Origin of the sequence: Fuscovulum blasticum DSM 2131 (assembly GCF_003034965.1) — a bacterium.
Lineage (GTDB): Bacteria > Pseudomonadota > Alphaproteobacteria > Rhodobacterales > Rhodobacteraceae > Pseudogemmobacter > Pseudogemmobacter blasticus.
The window spans coordinates 1-6,191 of record NZ_PZKE01000040.1 but is presented as its reverse complement, the minus strand read 5'-3'; the positions used below and the strand labels follow the sequence as shown (position 1 = coordinate 6,191).

At 66.2% G+C, this 6,191-nt stretch carries 7 protein-coding genes; all 7 read left to right on the top strand.

The features are described from left to right. The coding region (locus tag C5F44_RS17425) for an ABC transporter ATP-binding protein (protein ID WP_107674899.1) at positions 1 to 1,000 on the top strand (1,000 nt) is incomplete at its 5' end. A 1-nt stretch (position 1,001) separates the two neighbouring features. Then, complete coding sequence (locus tag C5F44_RS17420; RefSeq protein WP_107674897.1) at positions 1,002 to 1,607, top strand: histidine phosphatase family protein; 606 nt, start codon at positions 1,002 to 1,004, stop codon at positions 1,605 to 1,607. An 11-nt stretch (positions 1,608 to 1,618) separates the two neighbouring features. Beyond that, entirely contained in the window at positions 1,619 to 3,286 is a 1,668-nt protein-coding gene (locus C5F44_RS17415) for a Na/Pi cotransporter family protein (RefSeq protein ID WP_107674895.1), read from the top strand. 274 nt (positions 3,287 to 3,560) lie between these two features. Next, entirely contained in the window at positions 3,561 to 4,250 is a 690-nt protein-coding gene (locus tag C5F44_RS17410) for a GntR family transcriptional regulator (RefSeq protein WP_107674893.1), read from the top strand. A 43-nt stretch (positions 4,251 to 4,293) separates the two neighbouring features. After that, positions 4,294 to 5,268, top strand: coding sequence for a TRAP transporter substrate-binding protein (locus C5F44_RS17405; protein ID WP_107674891.1), 975 nt, complete (start codon positions 4,294 to 4,296; stop codon positions 5,266 to 5,268). A gap of 52 nt (positions 5,269 to 5,320) precedes the next feature. Beyond that, positions 5,321 to 5,821 (top strand): TRAP transporter small permease, encoded by a 501-nt coding sequence (locus C5F44_RS17400; RefSeq protein ID WP_107674889.1) that lies wholly within the window; start codon positions 5,321 to 5,323, stop codon positions 5,819 to 5,821. A 1-nt stretch (position 5,822) separates the two neighbouring features. Continuing rightward, positions 5,823 to 6,191 (top strand): TRAP transporter large permease subunit (locus C5F44_RS17395; protein WP_146161982.1); only part of this gene is annotated, 369 nt, incomplete at its 3' end.

Below are 6,191 nucleotides of genomic sequence, written 5' to 3'. Positions count from 1 at the left end.
TGTTCCGCCGGGATCATTCCTGGTGCTGGTGGGCCCCTCGGGCTGCGGCAAGTCCACCCTGCTGCGCATGTTGGCCGGGCTGGACGAACCGACGCGGGGCGAGATTGCCTTCATGGGCAAGACCGTGTCCTCGGGCACCAGCGGTGTCGTGGCCGACCCGAAAGAGCGCAACGCAGGCCTGGTGTTCCAGTCTTACGCGCTGTGGCCGCATATGACGGTGGCCGGCAACATCGGCTGGCCGCTCAAGGTGGCGGGCTGGGACAAGGCCGCGCGCGAGGAACGGATCGGCGAGGTTCTGGGGCTTCTGGGCATCTCGGCGCTGCGTGACCGCTATCCGGCAGAAATCTCGGGCGGGCAGCAGCAGCGGGTGGCCATCGCGCGCACCCTGGCCCCGAAACCCGCGATCCTGCTGTTTGACGAACCGCTGTCGAACCTGGATGCCAAGCTGCGGATCGAGATGCGCAGCGAGCTGATGCGCATCCACCGCGCCACCGGCGCAACCTCGGTCTATGTGACGCATGACCAGGTTGAGGCGATGACCATGGCCACTCATGTCGCGGTCATGAACCAGGGCCGGGTGGAACAGTTCGGCCCCCCGCGAGAGCTGCTTGAACGCCCGGCAACGACCTTTGTCGCCACCTTCCTTGGCACGCCGCCGGGGAATCTGCTGGTGGCCACGCGCCAGGGCGACTGGCTGGTTCATGCCGGGGTGCCCCTGGCCCCGGCGGCCCTGGCCCAGGGCCGCGACGAGGTGCAGTTGTTCTACCGCGCCGAACAGATCACCACCGGCAAGGCGCCGGATCGCCCGGTGCTGATGGCCGAGTTTTCCGAAGCCGCGCCAATGGCCGGCAAGGTCATGGTCACGGCATCGGCGGGCGCGCTGCGCCTGTCGGCCATCGTGGACAGCTTCCCCGACGCCCGTCCGGGCGACCCGATCGAATTTGCCCTGTCGGGCGCGCCCGACGCCGTTTTTGCCATGACCGGCGAAAGGATCGACTGACATGCGGCTTATCCTGATGCGTCATGGCGAAACCGACTGGAACGCCGAAAGCCGCCTGCAGGGGCAGGACAACTCCAGCCTGTCACCGCGCGGCATCGAACAGGTGCGGCGGTTCCGGGCCTTTCTCAAGGCGCTGAACCCGGCGCGGGTGGTGTCATCCGATCTTGGCCGCACCCGGCAAACGGCCGAGCTGATCGGCCATGGCAACTGCCCGTCCGACCCGCGCCTGCGCGAATGGGACATGGGAAGCTGGACCGGGCGCACCAAGCCCGAACTGATTGCCGCCCATGCCGATCTGTATCACGCCTGGCGCGCGGGCGAATACACCCCCGAAGGCAGCGAGCCCTGGGAAACCTTCCGTGCCCGTGTGGCCGAAGGCCTGCGTCACTGGCTGGCGGCCGGACAGGGGGATCTGCTGGCGGTGGTGCATGGCGGGGTGATCCGCGCCGCACTCCATGCCTTTCTGGACATCGGGCCCTCGCGCGTGATCCCGGTCACGCCCGGCACCGGCACCATCCTGAACTTCAAGCCCGGCGCCTGGCAGACCGCCCAGCTTGAAGGCTACAACATCGGCGCAGTGGTGCCCGACCTTTCCGTCGCCGACTGAAGGGCGCGGCCATGACCGGCACCTTTGTCATCCTCGACCTGCTCGGGGGCGTTGCCCTGCTTCTGTGGGGCGTGCGCATGGTGCGCACCGGGATAGAGCGCGGCTGGGGCGACCGGCTGCGCGGCTGGCTGGAACGCCGCCTGTCGAACCGGATCGCGGCCTTTGGGGGTGGCCTGGGTGTGACGGCGGTGTTGGGCAGCGCCACGGCGACGACGCTGATCGCCTCCAGCCTTGTGGGGGCTGGCCTTCTGGCGCCGACCACCGGGCTGGCGGTGCTGCTGGGGGCCGATGTCGGATCGGCGGCCACGGCGGCGGTGCTGGCCTCGGGCTCTTCGGTGGCAACAATGCTGGCGCCGGTGCTGATCTTCGCGGGCTATGTGACCTTCGGCCGTTCCGCCGAATTCCGGCCCCGCAACATGGGGCGAATGTTGATCGGCCTTGGCCTGATGCTGTTCGCGCTGAAGCTGGTGGTGGGCGCCACCGCGCCGCTGCAGCAGGCCACGCTGTTCCATGACGTGCTGGATGCGCTGGCGGCCGAGCCGTTCCTGGCCTTTCTGGCCGGGGCGATCCTGACCTGGATCTGCCATTCCTCGCTGACGGTGGTGCTGCTGCTGACCACCTTCGTGATGAACGGCAGTCTGGCACCGGAACAGGCGCTGCCCTTCGTGCTGGGGCTGAACTTCGGCGGCGGCCTGCCCGCGCTGTCGGCCACGCTGGGCCAGCCGGCCGCCGCGCGGATGCTGCCGGTGGCCAACCTGCTGTGCCGGGGCGGGCTGGCCGTGCTGGCGTTGCTGGCCATGGCGCCGCTCTTGCGCGGGCTGACCCTTCTGCACCTGACCCCGGCCACGGCGGTGGCGCAGATGCACCTTGGCTTCAACCTTGCCGCCGCCGCCATCTTCCTGCCGCTGGCGCCTCAGGTGCTGCGGCTGGTCGGCTGGCTTCTGCCGGGCGAACCGCCTTCCGAGCAAGAGGCAACAAGGCCGCGCTACCTGACGCCCTCGGCCTCGATGACGCCGAACATGGCGCTGACCAATGCCGGGCTGGAAACCTCTCGCATGGCGGAAATGGTCACCCGGATGGTGGACCTGGCGCTGGATGTGCTGGACAGCGGAAAACTGGAATCCCTGCGCGAGCTTCAGCCGCTGGATGACCGGCTCTCGGCCCATCTCAAGGCGCTGGGGCACTATCTGTCGGGCCTGACAGCCGAAGGCCAGACCGGAGACGAGGCGCGGCGCGCGCGGATGATCCTGCATTATGCCGGCAGCCTGGAACATGCGGGTGACATCATCCGCCGCAACCTTGGCGACCGCGCCCGCCAGAAGGTGCGCCGCAACAGCGTTTTCGACACGATGCAGCAGAACAGCCTGGCCGAATTGCGCGCCGTCGTGCTGGAAACGCTGCGTGTTCTGCCGGCCGCATTGTGCTCGGATGATCTGGAGGTGGCCAAGGATCTGGCCAGCCGCAAGGATGCCTTCCGCGCGCTGGAAGATCGAATCGTCGCTGTGGATCTGTCGCAGGGATCACCCGACGGGTCGGTGTCCAAACTGTTCCTTGACATCCTTCGCGATCTGCACCGGGTCAATTCCGTTCTCGCCGCCGCCGCCTATCCTCGGCTGGCTGCCGCAGGGCTGATGCACGGCAGCAGATTGCGCGCCGAGGAAACAGCGATACAGGGCTGACCGCGGTTCTGTCACACCCGTTCCTGTGTGGAAGGGCTGGGCGTTATGGGCCTGTTGTCAGGGGGTTGTGGGGGGCGTCTTCCGCGCCCTCAGTGACACTCTGGCCGAACGGGCGTCAGCGTTGCCCACGCCCCGCCGAACCGCCGGGTGAAAGACAGGCCCCGGTCTGCACCCCTCTGCCATGAGATCGGTCAGGCAGGAAACACGGTCCGGCGTGTTCCGTGTTTACTTGTATGGTAGTATGGTGTAATGGTCGCGACAGGGGAGAGAGCCGATGTCTGATCGCAACCGCGAACCTGTTACGCTGCAGACCGTCCGCATAAGCGTGGTCGATCAACTGTATGCCGCGCTGCGGATGGCGATCATCGGCAACGAACTGTCTCCGGGCGCCCGCATCTCTGAAGCAGAGGTCGCGCAGCAATACGGCATCAGCCGCCAGCCCGTGCGCGAGGCCTTCATCACCCTTGCGAATGAAGGGCTGCTCGACATACGCCCGCAGCGCGGATCGTTCGTCGCCAAGATTTCGCTGGCCGCCGTGCTGGATGCCCGCTTCGTGCGCGAGGCGGTAGAGGCTGACATCGTCAAGCTGCTGGCCGCCACCCCCGATGCGGCGCTGCTTGCCAACCTGCGGCAGCAGTTGACCCGCCAGCAGGAACTGGTCGGCGGATCGGCGCGCGACTTCATGGAAGCGGACGAAGTCTTTCATCGCACGCTGGCCGAAGGGGCGGGCAAGGGCAACGCCTGGCGCGTGGTCGAGGAAATGAAGGCGCAGATGGACCGCGTCCGCTTTCTGTCCAGTATGCATTTCCCCGTGGCGCGGCTGATCGACCAGCACCGCGCCATCGTCGATGCGATCGCCGAGGGCGATGCAACCGGCGCCGAAACCCGCATCCGCACGCATCTGCAAGGCATCCTGTCCGACCTGCCGGTGATCAAACAGGAGCGGCCCGAATACTTTCTGTAATCTCCGGCTTTGGCCGGGCTGCATCATCCTGGAGGAGGAACCGATGTTCTTTACGAAACTGACCCGTCTGACCGCTGGATGCGTCCTTGCTGCCCTTCTGGGAACCGCGGCCATGGCGGCAGAAGTGACCCTGAAGCTGGGCCACCTCGCGAATGAGGACAACATCTGGCACAAGGCCGCGCTGAAGTTCGGCGAGGAAGTCGCCGCCCTGACCGAAGGCCGCGTCGAGGTGCAGGTCTATCCGAACGAATCCCTGGGCAAGGAAATCGACGTCATCAACGGGATGCAGCTTGGCACCGCCGACATGACGATCACGGGCGAAAGCCTGCAGAACTGGGCGCCCAAGGCCGCGCTGCTGGCCCTGCCCTATGGCTACAAATCGCTGGAGCATATGGATGCCGTCGCATCGGGCGAAATCGGCCAGCAGATCGTCGATGAAATCATCGCCAATGCCGGCATCCGCCCGCTGACCTATTTCGCCCGCGGCCCGCGCAACCTTTCGGCCAACCGCGAAATCACGTCGCCGGACGATCTGAAAGGTTTCAAGCTGCGGGTGCCGAACGTGCCGGTCTTCGTGGCCGCATGGCAGGCCATCGGCGCAAACCCCACCCCGATGGCGTTTTCCGAGGTCTTCACCTCGCTGCAGAACGGCACCATCGAAGGCCAGGAAAACCCGCTGGCGCTGTTCAAGTCGGGCGGCTTCTACGAGGTGCAGAAGGTCATCAACAAGACCGAGCATGTCCGGTCCTGGATCTATCTGACCATCTCGGAACAGTCGTGGGAAAAGCTGTCCGAGGCCGATCAGGCCGCCCTTCTGGAGGCTGCCAAGCGCACCCAGGCCTATGAACGCGAACTGTTCCTGGCCGATGAAGCGGCGCTGGTCGCCGATCTGGAAGGCCGCGGCGTCAAGTTCGTCGAGGTTGATCAGGCCGCCTTTGCCGCCAAGGCCAAGGAAGCCGTGCTGGCGTCTGTGCCTGCGGAAATCCGCCCGCTGGCCGAACAGATCTTCAACAACTGATCACACGCAGGGTCTGCGGGGCCACCCCCGCAGACCCCATGCGGAGGCACCCATGACATACGCATTCAAGGGGCTGGAGGGGCTTTGCCGCCTTCTGATCCTGGCGGCATTCCTGATCCTGTCGGGTTCGGTGCTGCTGCAGGTCTTCGCCCGGACCTTCCTGACCACGGCCCCGGTCTGGACCGAGGAACTGACACGCTTCTGCCTGATCTACATCGGGGCCCTCGGGGCAGGTCTGGCCCTGCGCAGCGGTGACATGGTGAATGTGGACCTGCTTTGCGAAAGCCTGCCGGGCCGCGGCCCCTGGATCTTGCGGCTGGTTTCCGCGCTGCTGACCGCCGTCTTCGGCATCGCGCTGCTGTCCGCGGCCTGGAACTACACGGCGATCGGCATACGCCAGACGGCCCCTTCGCTGGGGTGGCGGATGGATTTCATCCATGCCTCGATCCTGATCCTGTTCGTGACCCTCACCCTCTGGGCGCTGATGCGCGTGTTCGAAATGCTGACCGGGCGCCATGACGGCCGGCCGATCCCCACCTCAGAGGATGTGTGACATGGGTCTGTTCCTGCTTCTTGGCGTCTTCGTGCTGGGGCTGGCCATCGGCCTGCCCGTGGCGGTGACACTGGGCCTGTCCTCGATGGCCTATCTGCTTTTCGCCGACATCCCCTTGGTGGTGATCCCGCAGAAGATGTATGCCGGCATGGACAGCTTTGTCCTGCTGTGCATTCCCGGCTTCATCCTTGCGGGCAACCTGATGAATTCGGGCGGCATCACCGAACGGATCATCCGCTTTGCCAATGCCCTTGTCGGCTGGATGCGCGGCGGGCTGGCGCAGGCCAACATCGCGGCCTCCATGCTGTTCGGCGGCATCTCGGGCACGGCCGTGGCCGATGTGGCCTCGGTCGGGGGCATGATGATCCCC

Coding starts and splice junctions, on each gene's coding strand:
- C5F44_RS17420 (WP_107674897.1), top strand. CDS start 1,002: ATGCGGCTTATCCTGATGCGTCATGGCGAAACCGACTGGAACGCCGAA.
- C5F44_RS17405 (WP_107674891.1), top strand. CDS start 4,294: ATGTTCTTTACGAAACTGACCCGTCTGACCGCTGGATGCGTCCTTGCT.
- C5F44_RS17415 (WP_107674895.1), top strand. CDS start 1,619: ATGACCGGCACCTTTGTCATCCTCGACCTGCTCGGGGGCGTTGCCCTG.
- C5F44_RS17410 (WP_107674893.1), top strand. CDS start 3,561: ATGTCTGATCGCAACCGCGAACCTGTTACGCTGCAGACCGTCCGCATA.
- C5F44_RS17400 (WP_107674889.1), top strand. CDS start 5,321: ATGACATACGCATTCAAGGGGCTGGAGGGGCTTTGCCGCCTTCTGATC.